Origin of the sequence: Streptomyces corynorhini, from assembly GCF_003346515.1 — a bacterium.
In the GTDB taxonomy this organism is placed as follows: Bacteria; Actinomycetota; Actinomycetes; order Streptomycetales; family Streptomycetaceae; genus Streptomyces; species Streptomyces corynorhini.
Genome location: NZ_QQNA01000200.1, coordinates 1 through 16,215 on the forward strand (window position 1 = coordinate 1; position 16,215 = coordinate 16,215).

The following is a 16,215-nucleotide window of genomic DNA, read 5'->3' on the forward strand; positions in this document are numbered from 1 at the left end:
GGGCGTCGGCGCGGACGGGGACAGGAGGTCGGGTGTCGGCTCAGCCACGACCGGCCTCCTCGCCCAGCGCGGCCAGCACCCTGCGGCCCGCGACGGTGAGTTCGGGCGCGCCCTCCAGGGTGTCCAGGGCCCGCAGCGCGTGGTCCCGGTGGCGGGGGTCGGGGTCGTAACCGGCGAGCCCCACCCGTTCGTACGCGCCCGCCAGCAGCAGCGACAGCGGGACCGGCGCGTCCTGCCAGGGCGCGGGGCGGCGCCACTCGCCGTCCAGCGCGTACAGGTCGGCGGTCTCGGTCAGCGCCCGCAGCTTGGCCCGGCGGAAGCCGCGCAGCAGCGCGCGGGCCAGCTCGTCGGCGCTGCCACGGACCGGGACACCCAGCGCGCCGTAGCCGTGCCGGCCGACCGAGGGCCCGGTGGCGAGCAGCGGCGTCAGCGTGGAGAGCGAGCCCGCCGCCTCGGCGGCCTGCGCGGGCACGGTCCGCCCCAGCAGCCCCCAGGCCGACGCCAGCCGGCCGCTCCAGTCGGCCGCCTCGTCCCTGCTGAGCCCGGGGTGGACGGGCGCGTCGAAGCAGTCGCGGTACGGGTCGAGGTCGTCCAGCGCGAGATCCGGCGCGCCGTCCCGGCCCAGGGTGCGCACCGGGCGCCAGCGCGGTGCCGGTTCGCCGACGCGTACGACGCGCCGCTCCACCGTCCCCACGCGCACCACGAACCCCTTCTCCGCGGGGCGCACCTCGGCTTCCCCGTGCGCACCGGAGCCGCCGAGCCGCAGCACCCCGAGGGTGGGCAGCGTCAGCACGCCGTCGCGGTAGCCGACCCGTACGGGCGTCTCCAGGCCGCCCCTGATCACCGCGGCGGCCAGATATGGGGCGAAGGCGCGCGCCGCGTCGAACGCCCCGGGGCGCCGCTCCCGGAGGGCGGCGACCGAGTCGACCAGCCGGTTACGGGTGTACGGGTGGGCCAGCACCTCGTCGAGCCCCTCGGAGCGCCGCTCCACCTCGCCCGCCAGCTCCCAGGCGCGCTGCCAGGCGGCGCCGCCCGCCCCGTCGAGTTCGGCGTGCAGCTCGGCGAGGAGCGAGCGGGTCAGCTCCCGCTGGGCCGCGAGGAGTTCACCGGGGTCCGTGACGGCGGGCGGCACGGTGGCGGCCGCCGTACGGGACTCGATGCCGCGGATCAGCGCCTCCAGGTCGGCGCAGTACACGGAGGGGTGGTCGAACCCGCCGGTCCCCTCGTCCGCTCCCGCCGCGGGCCGCGAGCGGTAGCGGTGGGTGTAGAGGCCGCCGCCGCAGGAGCGTACGACCGGGCAGTCCCGGCAGGTGTCGCTCACCCCGGCGAGCCCCAGCTGCCGGGAGCGTACCCCCGGGTGGGCGGCGACCTCGTCGAAGGAGTGGCGCAGGACGTCGAACCCGGTGGCCGCCGCGCCCTCGTAGGCGCTCTTGAGGGAGTCGGTCTGTTCCAGGGTGCCGTCGGTCTCCACGACGACCAGATCGGTGGGGGCGAGACCGAGCGACTCGGTCAGGCTCGGGCCGCCGGCCAGGGTGGACAGGACCGACTCGAAGAGGCGTACCGGCATCGGGCGGCCACCCGCGTCCCAGCGGTCGAATACGGCCAGCAGCCAGTCGGCGTAGCCGGTCGGCGAGCCGTCGGGGCGCGGCGGCGGGGCGTCCCAGGTGGCGTGCGGCAGCAGGAAGTCGACGCGCGGCGGGCCGAGCGCGGCGAGCGCGTCGTACACGGCGAGCGGGTCGTTGGCCGCGTCCACGGTGCACAGGAGCCCGAGGTCGAGCGGGCGGTAGCGGTCCTGCCGGAGCAGGCCGACCGCGTCGAGGACCTTGGGGTGGCTGCTGCGGCCGTCCGCGTAGCGGCGGTGCCGGTCGTTGGCCACGCGGTCGCCGTCGAGGGAGATGCCCACCTTGACGCCGAACTCGGTGAAGAGGTCGAGATGGCGAGTCGAGAGCTGCAGCCCGTTGGTGTGGATCCGCAGATCGAGTTCCGCGACCCCGTCGAGGGCCCGGGTCAGCTCCTCGCACACCCGCCGCAGCCGCGCGACCCCCGCGAGCAGGGGCTCCCCTCCGTGCAGGATCACTGACACGGAGGGCAGTGCGTGGGCCTCGGCATGTTCGGCCAGTCGGTGCGCTGTCCAGTGGATCGCCTCGTCGGAGATCGCCCTGGGGCGGGTGCGCCAGCTCTGATCCGCGTGTTCGTAGATGTAGCAGTGGTCGCAGGCGAGATCACATCTGCTGTGGACTTTCAGGACGATCTCGCGGAAAGGGACCAGGGGTCCTGTCATTACGTCAGTCTAGGGCGTGGACCGCCCAGGGCCGGATAGCCGAACAGGACTACCCGGACTAAAGGGCCGAGTTGAAACTCGAAACGCGCGGAGTGCGGTCGGCGGGCATGGACAGAACGCGCCCGAGCTTCTTGGCGACAGCGGCGTCGCGTACGTCGATCCGCGCGAGGGGGACCCGATTCTTCTTCGCAGAGGCGAAGGTGACAGAGGTCTGATAGGTCACGACGGCCGTCCTTGATCACGTTGTCCGAAGAGGAGACACGGCACCGTTGCAGTGTCAGCGGCTCGACTTTACTCTCATGAACTCCTGCGGCAACTCGCGGCGTGACCAAGGGACAAAAGCGTTGCCGGGAATTCACCACACCGCACGGAACGCACCATTCCGCTAATCGAGTGACAACAAAACAGCAGACGGGGGCGCGCATGGCCGACTTACGCGGACCACTGCACAGCATGGTCTTCCGAAACGCTGATCTGCCGGTTCTCTTCCATCACGCGGACGCGATCGCCATCGCGCGGCAGCGGGAGGCGGTCAACGCGACCCGCCACACGCTGGTGCTCCTGGTGCTGGGCGCGCTGCTGGCCTCGCTGCCCTGGCGGTGGCGGGTCGGTGACTCATTCCAACTCATGGGCGCACTCAGCGCGTTGGCGTACGCGGGAGTACTCCTGGTCACCCTCCGCTCGGCGGGCCGGCGAGCAAAGTCGCATTGGCAACTCAACCGCTCGGCGGCGGAGTTCATCAAGTCGCTCTCCTGGCGCTACGCCGTGCACGGAGCGCCCTTCGACGCCGCAGCCACCGACGCGGGCAGCCTGTTCACCAGCCGACTGGAGGCGGGGCTCGGCGAGTTGAAGAAGGTCGGCTGGGAGGACCCCCGGGACACCGGGGCGATCGGGCAGGGCGCGGCGGGCGAGCTGATCACCGCGCCCATGCGGATGCTGCGCGAGAAGTCGTTCAGCGCGCGCAGGGAGACCTATGTCAGGGACCGGCTGATAGAGCAGCGCAACTGGTACCACCGCAGAACGGTCGTCTCACGGCGTGCCACCGCCCTCTGGTCGGCCACCATCACCGCGCTGACCGTGCTGGCGCTCTTCCTGGCTCTGCTGCGGACCTTCTCGCTGACGGGCTCGTCGGCCGTGCTGGGGCTGCTGTCGGCGTCGGCCGCGGCGGCTCTGGCGTGGAGCGAGATCCGCCGCCACCAGCCGCTGATCTCGGCGCACTCGCTGGTCGAGGAGGATCTGGCGTCGATGCACACGGCGATGGAGACGATGGTGACCGAGGAGCAGTGGGCGAACGCGGTGTACGAGACCGAGCGCGTCGTCTCGCCCCAGCACACGGACTGGCTGGTGCGGCACCGGAGTTGACACGGGAGGCGGCGCACCGTGGCCGCGAGCCGCCGCGGTACGGCGGCGGGGCGCGGCCACGGGGCCGGGCGTCGCCGCCGTCCCCTCGCCCGCCGTATCCTCGCCCACCGGACAGCGCCCACCGCCCCTCGCCCGCCCGGACAGCGCCCGCCCGGACAGTACCCGCCGGGCGTCAGGCGCGCTCGACCCCGTCGCACCAGATCACCGTGACCGGCTTTCCGCGCTCCCGCGCGTAGCGCACGATGTCGCCCGTACCGCCGAGGCCGCGGGCCGGGCGGCCGTCCCACACCGCCAGCAGCCGGTCGCAGTGGTCGGCGATGTAGGTGCCCGCCGCGTAGTACGCCTCGTCGGTGGAGTGCGGGAAGGCCAGGGTGACCTCCAGCGTGGCCCGGCCCCGCAGCCGCCGGTAGCCGTCGAGTTCCGCCGGGTCCTCGAAGCCGTCCTCGTAGTCACCGCTGGGGATGACGGCGGTCAGCCGGGCGCCCCGGTCGAGGGCGAGCACGGCGAAGAGCTGGTCCGCGCCCGCGGCGAGACTGGACAGTGCCTCCAGCGAGCCGGGCTGGGAGCGGAGCACGGCCACGATGGCGGCCCTGATGTGCGCGTACGCCTCGGCCGGGATGTTCCGGTGGCCGGTCACTCCGATGCGGTTCACTGTCCCCCGGTCCCTGTGCGGCGCTCGCCCCAGGTCCTGTGCGGACCGGATCCTGTCGGTCGGTCACCCGGCCGACTCAGACGAGACTGACCCCGTAGGCGCTCAGGGCCGCCGTCACCGGCTGGAAGTACGTGGTGCCACCCGAGGTGCAGTCCCCGCTGCCGCCCGAGGTCAGCCCGACGGCGAGCGAGCCCGAGTACAGCGGGCCGCCACTGTCGCCCGGCTCGGCGCAGACGTTGGTGCGGATCAGACCGCTGACGATGTCACCACTGCCGTAGTTCACCGTGTAGTTGAGCCCCGTCACCGTACCGCTGTGGATGCCGGTCGTGGAGCCCCGGCGGGTGACGGAGAGCCCGTTGGTGGCGTTGGTCGAGCCCGTGATGGTGACGCTGCCGACGGTGCCGGGGTGCGCCAGCGCGGTGTTCGAGTACCGCACGATGCCGTAGTCGTTGCCGGGGAAGCTGGAGCCGGCCGACGGGCCGATGCTCGTGGCGCCCGACGAGCTGGTGTACCAGGCCGGCAGACCCTCGGTGCAGTGCCCGGCGGTCAGGAAGTAGTACGTGCTGCCGCTGCGCACGTTGAACCCGGCCGAGCAGCGCCAGCTGCTGGTGTACACGGCGTCGCCGCCCGATATGAGCTTGGAGAGCGTGCCCGGGGTGCGCTCGACGCGCAGCGCGCCCGCGTTGGTGCCCGCGGCCTGTTCGAGGCTCGCGATCTCGGCCTGCGTGACGGTGGAGTCCGCCTGGACGACGAGCGCGTTGGTCGCCGGGTCGACGGCCCAGGCGGTGCCCGCGACATCGGCTTGCAGGACGGCCTCGCTCGCGGCCGAGAGCTGGTTGGCGCTGAACGTGGTGGCCTGGGCCGCGTTCGCGGTGGGTATCGCGAGCGCCGCGGCTGCGGCGAGTCCGGTGGTGACGGCGATCAGGCGGGCGCGTCTTGCGACGCCGCCGAGGGGGTTGGTGCGCTTGATCCTCACTGGTCGTTCCTCCCGAGGGGAATCGGGGGCCCGTTGTGGGGTTCCGGGGCCCGTGAGGCGCGGTGCGGCGGCGTGGCACGGGCAGGGGTCTCCCGCCCGCGCCACGCCCCGACCGGCGCTGCACGGGAGTATTGGCCCCCTCAACTCCCGCCGCAAGGGGGCCTTTTGGCCGAGCGAGTGAACAGTGATGCGTACGGTGCGCAGGTGCCGCGTGGTGCCCGGGACCGGCCGCCGGTCAGTCGGTGCGTACGGTGCGCTCACCCGCGGGAACGGCGATCGGGAGGGTGTTGCCGGGCGGCGGGAACGGGCAGATGAAGTGGTCGGCGAAGGCGCACGGCGGCAGCAGCGTCCGGTTGAAGTCGACCGTCACCCGCCCGTCGGCGGTCGGCGCGGCGGGCCGCAGGAAGCGGAAACGGTAGCTGTCCCGGCCACTGGTGGCGTCGGCGAAGACCGCCCAGAGCGAGCCGTCCGGCTCGACCGCGACCTGGAGGGTGTGCTCCACGCCGTCGGCCGTGAACGCGATCTCGCCGCCGAGCCCGAGGCCGCGTTCGCGCCCGTCGGCGTTCTCTACCCGTACCGTACGGCCCGTGCCGTACGGCCGGAAACGGCCGGGCAGCGCCCAGCGGTCGTCGTACGGGGTGGCCTCGACGGACCGGAACGCGTGGCGCGCGGCGGACGCCGGGTCGAAGTCCCGGACGGCCCAGAGCCCTTCGCGGCGCAGCACGACCAGTCTGCGGGCACCGGCCGCGATCCGGGAGTCCTCGAACGGGCCGCTGTCGGCGGTCAGCGCGATCCCACCGGTGAGCGGTCGCCCGTCGGCGGTCAGGCCGTCCTCGGCCGCCGCCGTCAGCGTCACCTCGCCGTCGGCCGCGCGTCACAGGCCAGGGAGCCCCGGGACACGCCCTTCCGGATGGTCGGCGAGCCAGTGGGTGGCGACGAGGGAGAGCGGCCCGTACGGCGCCGTGACGGCGGCGGCGCGGCGCGCGTGCCAGTCGTTCCACTCCAGCGCGGCGGTGGCGGAGGGATCCGTGTTCATGCTGTCGGCCTTTCGTGAGAGGCGGGGGCCACGGGTATGAGCGCGGCGCGGGGTGTGCTTGTTCCGGCTGCGCGGCCGGGAGGTGCCGCGCGGAGTCAGACGCCGCCGCAATCACAGCAGCAACCATCACCATCAGCACAATGGGAGCAGCAGTCGCAGCCCTCGCAGCACCCCTCGCAGCAGTCGGAACAGTCGAGGTTCCGGCAGCAGCCCTCGCGCCTCTCCCCCGACCAGGGGCCCTCGTAGGTGTCCGAGCAGCACATCCGGCAGGTGCAGCACAGCCCGCCGAAGACCAGGCAGCCGGCCGACAGGCCGCGCCCGGCCGACCGGCCGCGCGGCCCCTGCGGTGGGCGCCCGCGGTCGCTGTCCGGAGTCCACTTGCCGTCGTCGCCCCAGGTGCCGGGCGGGCGCTCCGTGTCCTCGTCCGTGCCGTGCGTGCCGTCCGTCCCCGGCGCGCGCGGTGAGCGGGTTCCAGGCGCCTGACGCCGCGTCGGATTCCTGGTCCTCCACGGCGTCCAGCAGATGCGCGAGCCGGCCGAACAGCCGGCCGGCCTCGGCCAGCGGCTCACGGTTGTGCGGCCTGCCCGCCAGTACGGCCGTGTGGGCGAAGGCGGCGGCCGTGGCCGTCTCGGTCGGCTCGGTGACGGTGAGCAGCGGGGTGCCGGGACCGGCCGACCGCTCGACGGACTCCTGCCGGTCGACCGCGTCGGACAGCACCGCCGTGTCGAAGCCCAGCTCCAGACCCGTACGGGCGCCCGCCCGGTCCCAGCCGGTGGCGACCCGGCGCGCGGCGGCGGCCAGCGGCCGGCGCCTCAACACCCCGTCGCCGCCGGGCGGGATCGCGCGGGGTCTGAGCATCCGTCAGCACCGAGACGATCAGGCCGTCATAGTTGGTGACGACCCGGGCGAGCTGGCCGTGGTCCGCCCGAAGTGCCGGACACAGACCGCAGAGATGAGCCGTCCACTCGGCCTTGAGCCCACCCGCGAGCCGATGGGCGCATGGCCTGACGATTCCGAACACGACGTTCCCCCGAGAGTCGTTCACCCGTACGCGGCGCATCGTAGAGGCCGCGCGAATAGGTGGGGCGGCCTCGTAACCAGTGAGCGACGGCCGCCGCCGATTCACCCGTACGCTCCCACGTCACCCATCTGGACGGAACATAATATTTTGGGTCGATTCATGGCCCCTACGCTGGAAGAACCTTGACGAATCGCCACATCCTCTGCACCAGTACCGTCACGAATCGTCTGCGCGCCGACTATCCCCTTGGCGCTCGATCCGCATGATGGACGACCATAGGGACAGGGAACGTCATGTGACCGCGGTGAAAGGAGGCGTCCATGGGATCGGTGCGCAAGGCGAGTGCCTGGCTGGGCCTCGTCGAGGACAACGACGAGCGCTACTACGACGACGAGTACGCCGAGGGTTCGGAGAGTGGCGACACCTGGAAGAGCGAGCCGCGCATGCGGGTCGCTCCCGAGGCCGCCCAGGAGCGGCAGGCCCGCAAGATCGCCACGGTCTCCCCGGAGAGCTTCCGGGACGCCCGTGCCATCGGCGAACTCTTCCGGGCGGGCACCCCGGTCATCATGAACCTGACCCTCATGGAGCCCGGCGACGCCAAGCGCGTCGTGGACTTCGCGGCCGGCCTGATCTTCGGGCTGCGCGGCTCGATCGACCGCGTGGCCACCCGGGTCTTCCTGCTGACCCCCGCCGACACCGAGATCGTCTCGGGTGACGAGTCGGCGGGCCGCCAGGACGGCTTCTTCAACCAGAGCTGAGCGGGGTGCTCACCGGAAGGCGTCGAGGCCGGTGAGCGCCTTGCCCAGGACGAGTTGGTGCATCTCCGACGTGCCCTCATAGGTGAGCACCGACTCCAGGTTCGTCGCATGGCGCATCACGGGGTATTCGAGCGAGATCCCGTTCGCACCGAGGACCGTCCGCGCGGTCCGGCAGATCTCGATCGCCTCCCGCACGTTGTTGAGCTTGCCGAAGCTGACCTGTTCGGCCCGGAGCCTGCCCGCGTCCATCCGCCGCCCCAGATGATGGGCGAGCAGGATCCCCTTGTGCAGTTCGAGGGCCATGTCCGCCAGTTTGGCCTGGGTGAGCTGGAAGCCACCGATCGGCCGGCCGAACTGTTCGCGCGTCCTGGCGTACTGGAGCGCCGACTCGAAACAGCTGCGCGCCGCCCCCATGGAGCCCCAGACGATTCCGTAGCGCGCGTGCCCCAGACAGCTGAGCGGACCGCGCAGCCCGACCGCGCCCGGGAGCACGGCGTCGCCGGGCAGCCGCACCTCGTCGAGGACCAGTTCACTGGTGACAGAGGCACGCAACGACCACTTATGGATGATTTCGGGCGCCGAGAAACCGGGGGTGCCCGCGGGGACGAGGAATCCCCTGATGTCCCCGCCGCCCTCGCCGCCGTCGTCGTCCGTCCGGGCCCAGACGACGGCGACTCCGGCCACCGAGCCGTTGGTGATCCACATCTTGCGGCCGGTGAGCACCCAGTCACCGCCGTCGCGGCGGGCGCGGGTGCACATGCCCGACGGGTCGGAGCCGTGGTCGGGCTCGGTGAGACCGAAACAGCCGATGGTCTCGCCCGCCGCCATCGCGGGCAGCCAGCGCTCCTTCTGCTCCTCGGAGCCGTAGCGGTGGATCGCGTACATGGCGAGCGAGCCCTGCACGGAGACGAGGGAGCGGATCCCGGAGTCGGCGGCCTCCAGCTCCAGACAGGCGAGCCCGTACTGCACGGCACTGGCGCCCGCGCAGCCGTACCCGGTCAGGGACATGCCGAGCGCGCCGAGCCCACCGAGTTCACGGGCCAGCTCCCGGACGCCGGGCAGCTCACCGCGCTCGTACCAGTCGGCGACGTACGGCAGCACCCGGTCGGCGGCCCAGGCGCGCACGGTGTCGCGGATCGCCAGGTCCTCGGGCGTCAGCAGGTCGTCGAGGCCGAGCGGATCGCCCGGGTCGAAGGGCGGCGCCTTCGCGGCGGACGGCGCCTTCGCGGCAGACGGTGGCTTCGCGGCGGACGGTGCGGACATGGGGCAGACCTCCGGCGGCTCGCACGACGGGGAAGCGCCGCCCCGAGCGGCGCCGCCCGCGCGCCCGGCCGGGCGCGGGCACAGCACCGCAGGTCACGGACGGCGGTCGTGACGTTACGGCTCAGTGCGCCGCGCGTCCAGACCCGGCCCGCCGGGCGGCCCCGGCGGGCGCGGGCAGGGCTCCCTCCGGGAGCGCCGCCGCGACACGCGGCGGCGGAGAGCGGTGTTCCGGCGAGGTGCGGTGCTCTGGCGAAGTGCGCGGGCGCACCGCCCTCGCTTCGAGCGGCACGTCCCTCTCCGGCTTCTCCGGCTTCTCCGGAGGCGGGCACTCCATGCGCCGGGGCAGCCGCAGCGCGGCCAGCGCGCCGAGCAGCAGCAGCGCCGCGCTGACGAGCAGCGTCACATGCAGTCCTTGCACGAACGAGTGACGTGCGGCGGTCCACAGCGCCTCCCCCGCCGGCCCGCCGAGTCCGCCCGCGACCCGGTACGCCTCGCCGAGCGAGCCGCTCGCGGCCGAGCCCGCCGCGTCCGGAACGCCCTTCACGGACTCCAGACCGGGCGCGTACACGGCGTTCATCACACTGCCGAGCAGCGCTATGCCCAGGCCCGCGCCGAGCTGGTACGAGGTCTCCCCGATGGCCGCGGCGCCGCCTGCCTGCTCGGCGGGCGCCTCGCTGAGCATCGACTCGTACGCGCCGAACAGCGTGGTCTGCAGCCCGAAGCCGAGCAGGACGAATCCGGTGGTCAGCAGCGCGGGCCGGTCGTGCTGCCCCATCGCGAGCAGCAGCAGTACGGCGGCGGCGGTCAGGACGAAGCCCCAGGCCACCATCCGGCGCGGGCCGGCCCGGCGCAGCGTGGCGGAGCCCGTGACGCCCGCCGCCATGGCCGCGAAGGTGAGCGGCAACAGCCGCAGTCCGGTCTCCAGCGGGCTCAGTCCGAGGACGAGCTGGAGGTACTGGACGGCGATCAGCTCCAGGCCGACCAGGGCCAGCATGGCGAGGACGATGCAGCCGACGGAGGTGGCGAAGGCGGGCAGGGCGAACATCCGCATGTCGATCAGCGGATGCCTCCGGCGCCGCTGTCTGCGGACGAAGAGGATCAGGAGGGCCGCGCCCAGGCACAGCGGCGCGAGTGTCGCGGCGGTGAGCGGCCCCTCACCGGCCCCGAGCCGCTTCACGCCGTAGACGACCCCGAGCACCCCGGCCGCCGCCATCAGCGCGCCGGTCACGTCCCAGGGGCCGTCGGCCGGGCCCCGCGACTCGGGCAGGGCGAAGCGGCCGAGCGGCAGCAGCACGGCGAGCAGCGGGAGGTTGATCAGGAAGACCGAGCCCCACCAGAAGTGCTCGACGAGCAGGCCGCCGAGCACCGGGCCGAGGGCCGCGCCCACGGCGGCGACCGCCGTCCAGATGCCGATGGCCATGGCGCGTTCGCGCCGGTCGGGGAAGACCGCGCGCAGTACGGAGAGGGTCGCCGGCATGATCATCGCGCCGCCGACGCCCAGCAGGGCGCGTGCGCCGATCAGCACGCCGGGGGTGGGCGCGAAGGCGGCGACCGCCGAGGCGACCGCGAAGATCCCGTACCCCGTGAGCAGGATCCGGCGCCGCCCGACCCGGTCGCCGAGGGTGCCGAAGAGGATCAGCAGCGAGGCGCAGACCAGCGGGTAGGCGTCCACGATCCACAGCAGCCCGACCCCGCTGGGGGCGAGATCGGCGGTGACGGCGGGCACCGCGACGTGCAGCACCGTCGCGTCGAGCGCGACCAGCAGCAGGCTGACACAGAGGACGGCGAGGACGATCCAGCGGTGGGCACCGTCCGCGGCGCCGCGCGGGCGTGCTCCGGCCGTGGCGGTCCCGGACATCCGCGTACCTCCCAGTGCGTCCCTCGCGCCAGTGCGTCCCTCTCCCCTCGGCGGGCCCACCGCCCGGGGAGACCCGCGGGACGGCCCGGCATCGGCGGGCGAGTGAGCCGACAGCGTACGCGAGTGATCGCGTGTGCCGCATGGTGCGTGTCGCACCGCTCTGACCAGGGAGTGTGGCGTACGCCACTGCCCCGGACCGGCCGCCGGGGCCGCGAAGCGCGCGTGAGCGCGGGGGAAAACCCGCGCGACCCCTCGGTGAACCATTTTCGTACTGCGCAATGACACTTCCCGAAACCGCGCTCCGGTGAATAGAGACCAAGGTCCCTTGAATTTCGGGAACCACCCCGGATAAGCCCCGGATAAAATACGAACCGAGACCTACTCCACATCACATCGTCATCACGAAGAGACCGGATCGACCGGTTCAGTCACTCACTCGCTGTAACGTCCTTTAGGTGCGTACCGACATCTTTGCCCGCCTGGACCGGGAGCCGGAACCGCCGAAGATAGAGATCCCGCGGATGAGCCGCACCCGCACGGCTCTCTTCGGCGGGACCTTGGCGTTCTATGTCGCCATCGTCGTCGCCGTGCTCGTCTCGTCCTCGCTGGTGATCCTCGACTGGAAGATCATGCTCTTCCGGCCCTATCAGCAGTGGCCGGACCTGCATCCCTTCCTCGACTACTTCGTGGTACTCGGCCAGCGCGGTCCGACCGCCGTGATGATCGCCGCCTGGCTGGGCTGGCGTTCCTGGCGCCAGCACACCCTGCGCCCGCTGCTGACGCTCGGCGCGGCGCTGCTGGCGCTGAACGTGACGGTGGGCGCGGTGAAGCTCGGCCTCGGGCGGCTGGGCCCCCACTACGCGACCCGGATCGGCTCGGCGGAACTCTTCGCCGGCGGCGATATATTTCCTTCGGGACACACCGCCAACGCCGTCGTGACCTGGGGAATCCTCGCCTATCTGGCGACCACGCCGCGGGCCAGGCGCTATCTGTCGATCATGTCGGCGCTGGTCGCCCTGGGGGTCGGCGCGACCACCGTGTACCTCGGTACGCACTGGCTGAGCGATGTGCTGCTCGGCTGGGCCGCCGGTCTGCTGATCCTGCTGGCGCTGCCGTGGGCCGAGCCGCTGATCGGCCGGGCCGAGTACACGATCCTGGCGGTGCGCGAGCGCTGGCGGGAGAGGCGCAGGCGGGTCCTCGTGGCCCCGGTGCCCGTCGGGGTCCCCAGGACCCCGGCGCCCGTCTCCGCGGACGCGGAGACCGCGGCGAACGCCGAGGAGCAGCCCTGCGACCACGTGGGCGCCGGGCACGGCGGGCGCCCCGGGGCGGGCCGGGGCGCGGGACAGCTCACCGCCGCCCAGCCCCGGCAGCACGCGGTGCGCTCGGAGCGGACCCCGGTAACCCCCGCGGGCAGCCGCCGACCGCCGCGCTCACGGCCGCTGACCGGCGGCTGAGCCCCCGCCGGGCCACCCCCGGGCGGGCGACCGGGGGTGGCTGCTCCGACCGGCTCGGGCCGCCGGTGGGCGGTGGCCCGGGTCAGCCGAGCCAGCAGCGGATCACCCGGCCGTCCTCGACCTCGAAGTTGATCCGGCTCGCGACGAACTCCATCGTGATGATCGAGCCCGGCGGCAGCGACCGCACATGCCCCCAGCCGCGCTCCCGGGCCTGCCGTTCGGCGGTCGCGCCGTCGAGGCCGACATAGGAGTCGGGGGCGTCGTCGGGCTGTCGGGGTGGAGTCGGTATCGGTGCCATACCACTCACCGTAGGCGGCCCGGCGCGGTGAAGGGAAGCCGAACGGGATAGCCGAACGGAAGGCAAGGTCCGTTCACGGTCACGCTTGTGTCACAGGATGCCGACACGCTCCGGAGGCGGCGCGCGTCACTCATACGGCCCCTTCGCGCCTTACTTCCGCAGAATTCCACGACCCCGAAGATCACATAAATCCGCGGCCACCGAATTCCCCCGTCCGGAACAGCCGGTGATCTTCCTATCTCTTTTCCGGTCCGTAGAATTTCACGCTTTCCCCGCACCATCCGCCGATCCGCCGCACGATTCCGCGCCGTGTCCCGGCGCGGAGCCGGGGCCCGAAGGCGGCGGCGACGAGTTTCGGCCAGCGGCGTGACCCCGGCCACGGCTCGCCCGTTGTCTCTGTACGAGCCGGGAACAGCCCGGCCCACGCACCGAGTTCGAGGAGCCACCCGTGCCGCGCATGCTCGATGTCAGCGAGGACGTCCGCGCCGAGATCGGCGACGAAGAAGCCGACCGGCTGCTCGCCGGCGAGAACTCCCCGGGCAGCTACGACTGCACCTCCTGCCGGACCCCCGGCGACTCCGACCAGGAGCGGACCAGCACCGTCCTGTTCGTCGGTGAGGAGACCGCGGTTCTCGCCTTCGCCCACGCCACCTGCATTCCCTCCCAGGTCGTCCAGGTCGCCGAGGACCAGCTCAAGGGGGCCGTCCGCTCGATCACCGGCGGCGAGCCGCAGCCGCCGGGCGCCGCCCCCGCCGCGGGCAGCCAGGCCGTCCTCGGCGTCACCAGCGGTCTGGTGCTCATCGGGGAGGAGCTGCACCCGGCCCTGGTCGTCGAGCCGACGGCCCCGATCGCCCGCCCCGGCTCCGACAGCGTCACCGACGAGTTCCTCCAGCTCCTGATCGAGCAGGGGTTCCAGCCGGTCGCCGATCTGAACCAGGCGCCGGGCACCCTGGACGGCTGGTCGGTGCTGCTCGCCATGGGCCAGCTGCACGCCGTGCTCCAGCCCGGCACGGGCGGCGGCAGCCCGGTCGCCTGGTGGCAGGCCCACCAGCCGCTCCAGGTCACCGAGGGCTGGCGGACGGCCGCCAACAAGTCGAAGACCGTCCTGGTCTTCGCCGCCCCGGTCGGCTCGATCGGCCAGCAGCCGCGTGAGGATCTGATGCGCGACGCGCTGGAGAAGGCCGCGGCGAACGGGCGGCTGGTCGCGGCCGCGATGCCCCTGGCCGGGACGTGACCGGGGTCACCAGCCCGACCCGTCGGCTGCGTCCGCCACCGGCGCGGGCGAATTCCGCCGGGAGCCCGCATCCCCCGGCCGACGGGGTCGTTGGCACATACGTGCACTCATACGACCCCTCCCGCCCCCAGTATCAGAGCCAGATCCCTTCCATGCGCCCCGCGCACGACGTGGGGGACGGGTTCCCCACGACCCCCATCTACGACGCGCTCTACTCCGAATTCCGCCGCTCGTTCCGGGCCCTGCCCGGCGACCGGAGCAATGAGGAGAATCTCGGCTTCACGGCCTTCGGCACCGGTCTGCACGCCTCACACGGCGGCTACGGCGGGTACGGGGGTTACGGCGGCCTCGGCCATACGCCACAGCCGGGTTCCTGGCAGCGGGACCCCCGGCAGCACGGACGCCCGCAGGCGGCGCTGCCTCCCGGGCCGCGTCGCTCGGTCTGAACGGCAAGGTCCTGGGGGGGGCCGGCGGAAAGCGGTGGGGCCCGGTACGGATGATCCGTACCGGGCCCCACCGCTCTGCGTCACTTCTTGCGGCCGCGCTTCTCGCGCACCCGTACCGAGATGTGGATCGGGGTGCCCGCGAAGCCGAACTCCTCGCGCAGCCTGCGCTCCACGAAACGCCGGTAGCCGTGCTCGATGAAGCCGGAGGCGAAGAGCACGAAGCGCGGCGGCTTGGTGCCCGCCTGCGTGCCGAAGAGGATGCGGGGCTGCTTGCCGCCGCGCACCGGGTGCGGGTGGGCGGCGACCAGCTCGCCGAGGAAGGCGTTGAGCCGACCCGTCGGCACCCGGGTCTCCCACCCCGCGAGGGCCGTCTCGATGGCCGGGACGAGCCGCTCCATATGGCGGCCCGTACGCGCCGAGACGTTCACCCGGGGCGCCCACGCGACCTGCGCCAGCTCGGTCTCGATCTCGCGCTCCAGGTAGTAACGGCGCTCCTCGTCGAGCGTGTCCCACTTGTTGTACGCGATGACCAGCGCCCGGCCCGCCTCGACCGCCATCGTGATGATCCGCTGGTCCTGGACGGAGACGGACTCGCCCGTGTCGATCAGGACGACCGCGACCTCGGCCTTCTCGACGGCGGCGGCGGTGCGCAGCGACGCGTAGTAGTCGGCGCCCTCCTGGAGGTGGACCTTGCGGCGGATGCCCGCCGTGTCGATGAACTTCCAGACGGTGCCGCCCAGCTGGATCAGCTCGTCCACCGGGTCGCGGGTGGTGCCCGCGATCTCGTTGACGACGACGCGCTCCTCGCCCGCGACCTTGTTCAGCAGGGACGACTTGCCGACATTCGGGCGGCCGATGAGCGCGATGCGGCGGGGGCCGCCGAGCGCCGTCCCGAAGGTCTGGGCCGGTGCGTCGGGCAGGGCTTCGAGGACCGCGTCGAGCATGTCGCCCGTGCCGCGCCCGTGCAGCGAGGAGACCGGGTGGGGCTCGCCGAGCCCGAGCGACCAGAGCGCCGTCGCGTCGGCCTCGCCACTCTGCCCGTCGACCTTGTTGGCGCAGAGCACCACCGGCTTGCCCGCCTTGCGCAGCAGCCGGACCACGGCCTCGTCGGTGTCGGTGGCGCCGACGGTGGAGTCCACCACGAAGACCACCGCGTCGGCGGCCTCGATCGCGTACTCGGCCTGGGCGGCGACGGAGGCGTCGATGCCCAGCACGTCCTGCTCCCAGCCGCCGGTGTCGACGACCTTGAAGCGGCGGCCCGCCCACTCGGCCTCGTAGGTGACGCGGTCCCGGGTGACGCCCGGCTTGTCCTCGACCACGGCCTCGCGGCGCCCGATGATGCGATTCACGAGAGTCGACTTGCCGACGTTGGGGCGGCCGACGACCGCGAGGACGGGCAGCGGGCCGTGACCGGCCTCGTCGATCGCGCCCTCCACCTCCTCGGCGTCGAAGCCTTCCTGGGCGGCAAGCTCCATGAAGTCCGTGTACTCGGCGTCGCCAAGTTCTCCGTGCTCGTCGCCGGAGTCGATCTGGTCGTTCATGAAGTCCGTACCTCGTTCATCGTGATCGGTGCGCC

Annotated in this window: 13 protein-coding genes and 2 pseudogenes; 5 read left to right on the plus strand and 10 right to left on the minus strand. The window is 72.7% G+C overall.

The features are described 5' to 3' along the window. Window positions 1-40: 40 nt before the first annotated feature. Together fxsBH and fxsA are read right to left on the minus strand one after the other, a co-directional pair. Entirely contained in the window at window positions 41-2,281 is a 2,241-nt protein-coding gene (fxsBH, locus tag DVH02_RS23625) for a radical SAM/SPASM protein FxsBH, inactivated beta-hydroxylase extension form (protein WP_199566393.1), read from the minus strand. Window positions 2,282-2,339: 58 nt separating this feature from the next. Beyond that, entirely contained in the window at window positions 2,340-2,504 is a 165-nt protein-coding gene (gene fxsA, locus DVH02_RS23630; protein ID WP_114625842.1) for an FxSxx-COOH cyclophane-containing RiPP peptide, read from the minus strand. A 230-nt stretch (window positions 2,505-2,734) separates the two neighbouring features. Here fxsA and DVH02_RS23635 point away from each other — a divergent pair, with 230 nt between their 5' ends. After that, window positions 2,735-3,643 (plus strand): DUF4231 domain-containing protein, encoded by a 909-nt coding sequence (locus DVH02_RS23635; protein ID WP_114625843.1) that lies wholly within the window; start codon window positions 2,735-2,737, stop codon window positions 3,641-3,643. Window positions 3,644-3,815: 172 nt separating this feature from the next. Here DVH02_RS23635 and DVH02_RS23640 read toward each other — a convergent pair whose 3' ends face one another. The 4 genes and pseudogenes from DVH02_RS23640 to DVH02_RS23655 form a co-directional block, all read right to left on the minus strand. Then, the gene (locus tag DVH02_RS23640; RefSeq protein WP_114625844.1) at window positions 3,816-4,295 is read right to left on the minus strand and encodes a hypothetical protein; all 480 of its coding nucleotides are present in this window, start codon (window positions 4,293-4,295) and stop codon (window positions 3,816-3,818) included. Window positions 4,296-4,371: 76 nt separating this feature from the next. Further along, on the minus strand, window positions 4,372-5,271 hold the full coding sequence (locus tag DVH02_RS23645; protein WP_114625845.1) for a S1 family peptidase: 900 nt from the start codon (window positions 5,269-5,271) through the stop codon (window positions 4,372-4,374). 235 nt (window positions 5,272-5,506) lie between these two features. Further along, window positions 5,507-6,307, minus strand: a pseudogene (locus tag DVH02_RS23650) (DUF1684 domain-containing protein). Window positions 6,308-6,402: 95 nt separating this feature from the next. Then, a pseudogene (locus DVH02_RS23655) lies at window positions 6,403-7,328 on the minus strand (DUF5685 family protein). A 320-nt stretch (window positions 7,329-7,648) separates the two neighbouring features. Between DVH02_RS23655 and DVH02_RS23660 the strand changes: the two are divergent. After that, complete coding sequence (locus DVH02_RS23660) at window positions 7,649-8,086, plus strand: cell division protein SepF (RefSeq protein ID WP_114625846.1); 438 nt, start codon at window positions 7,649-7,651, stop codon at window positions 8,084-8,086. A 9-nt stretch (window positions 8,087-8,095) separates the two neighbouring features. On the opposite strand, the gene DVH02_RS23665 is transcribed toward DVH02_RS23660, so the two are convergent. Beyond that, complete coding sequence (locus DVH02_RS23665; RefSeq protein ID WP_114625847.1) at window positions 8,096-9,349, minus strand: acyl-CoA dehydrogenase family protein; 1,254 nt, start codon at window positions 9,347-9,349, stop codon at window positions 8,096-8,098. Between the two features lie 121 nt (window positions 9,350-9,470). Next, on the minus strand, window positions 9,471-11,207 hold the full coding sequence (locus tag DVH02_RS23670; protein WP_114625848.1) for an MFS transporter: 1,737 nt from the start codon (window positions 11,205-11,207) through the stop codon (window positions 9,471-9,473). 455 nt (window positions 11,208-11,662) lie between these two features. Here DVH02_RS23670 and DVH02_RS23675 point away from each other — a divergent pair, with 455 nt between their 5' ends. Further along, a complete protein-coding gene (locus DVH02_RS23675) occupies window positions 11,663-12,661 on the plus strand; it encodes a phosphatase PAP2 family protein (protein ID WP_114625849.1) in 999 nt (332 codons plus the stop codon). Between the two features lie 82 nt (window positions 12,662-12,743). Here DVH02_RS23675 and DVH02_RS23680 read toward each other — a convergent pair whose 3' ends face one another. Continuing rightward, entirely contained in the window at window positions 12,744-12,959 is a 216-nt protein-coding gene (locus tag DVH02_RS23680) for an I78 family peptidase inhibitor (protein WP_114625850.1), read from the minus strand. Between the two features lie 448 nt (window positions 12,960-13,407). On the opposite strand from DVH02_RS23680, the gene DVH02_RS23685 reads away from it, so the two are divergent. Both DVH02_RS23685 and DVH02_RS23690 read left to right on the plus strand, forming a co-directional pair. Then, window positions 13,408-14,193 (plus strand): hypothetical protein, encoded by a 786-nt coding sequence (locus DVH02_RS23685; RefSeq protein ID WP_114625851.1) that lies wholly within the window; start codon window positions 13,408-13,410, stop codon window positions 14,191-14,193. Window positions 14,194-14,345: 152 nt separating this feature from the next. Further along, on the plus strand, window positions 14,346-14,639 hold the full coding sequence (locus tag DVH02_RS23690) for a hypothetical protein (RefSeq protein ID WP_233518421.1): 294 nt from the start codon (window positions 14,346-14,348) through the stop codon (window positions 14,637-14,639). Window positions 14,640-14,719: 80 nt separating this feature from the next. Here the strand turns inward: DVH02_RS23690 and der are convergent, their stop codons facing one another. After that, window positions 14,720-16,180: a ribosome biogenesis GTPase Der gene (gene der, locus DVH02_RS23695; RefSeq protein ID WP_114625867.1), complete on the minus strand. Its 1,461-nt coding sequence runs from the start codon at window positions 16,178-16,180 to the stop codon at window positions 14,720-14,722. Window positions 16,181-16,215: the final 35 nt, after the last annotated feature.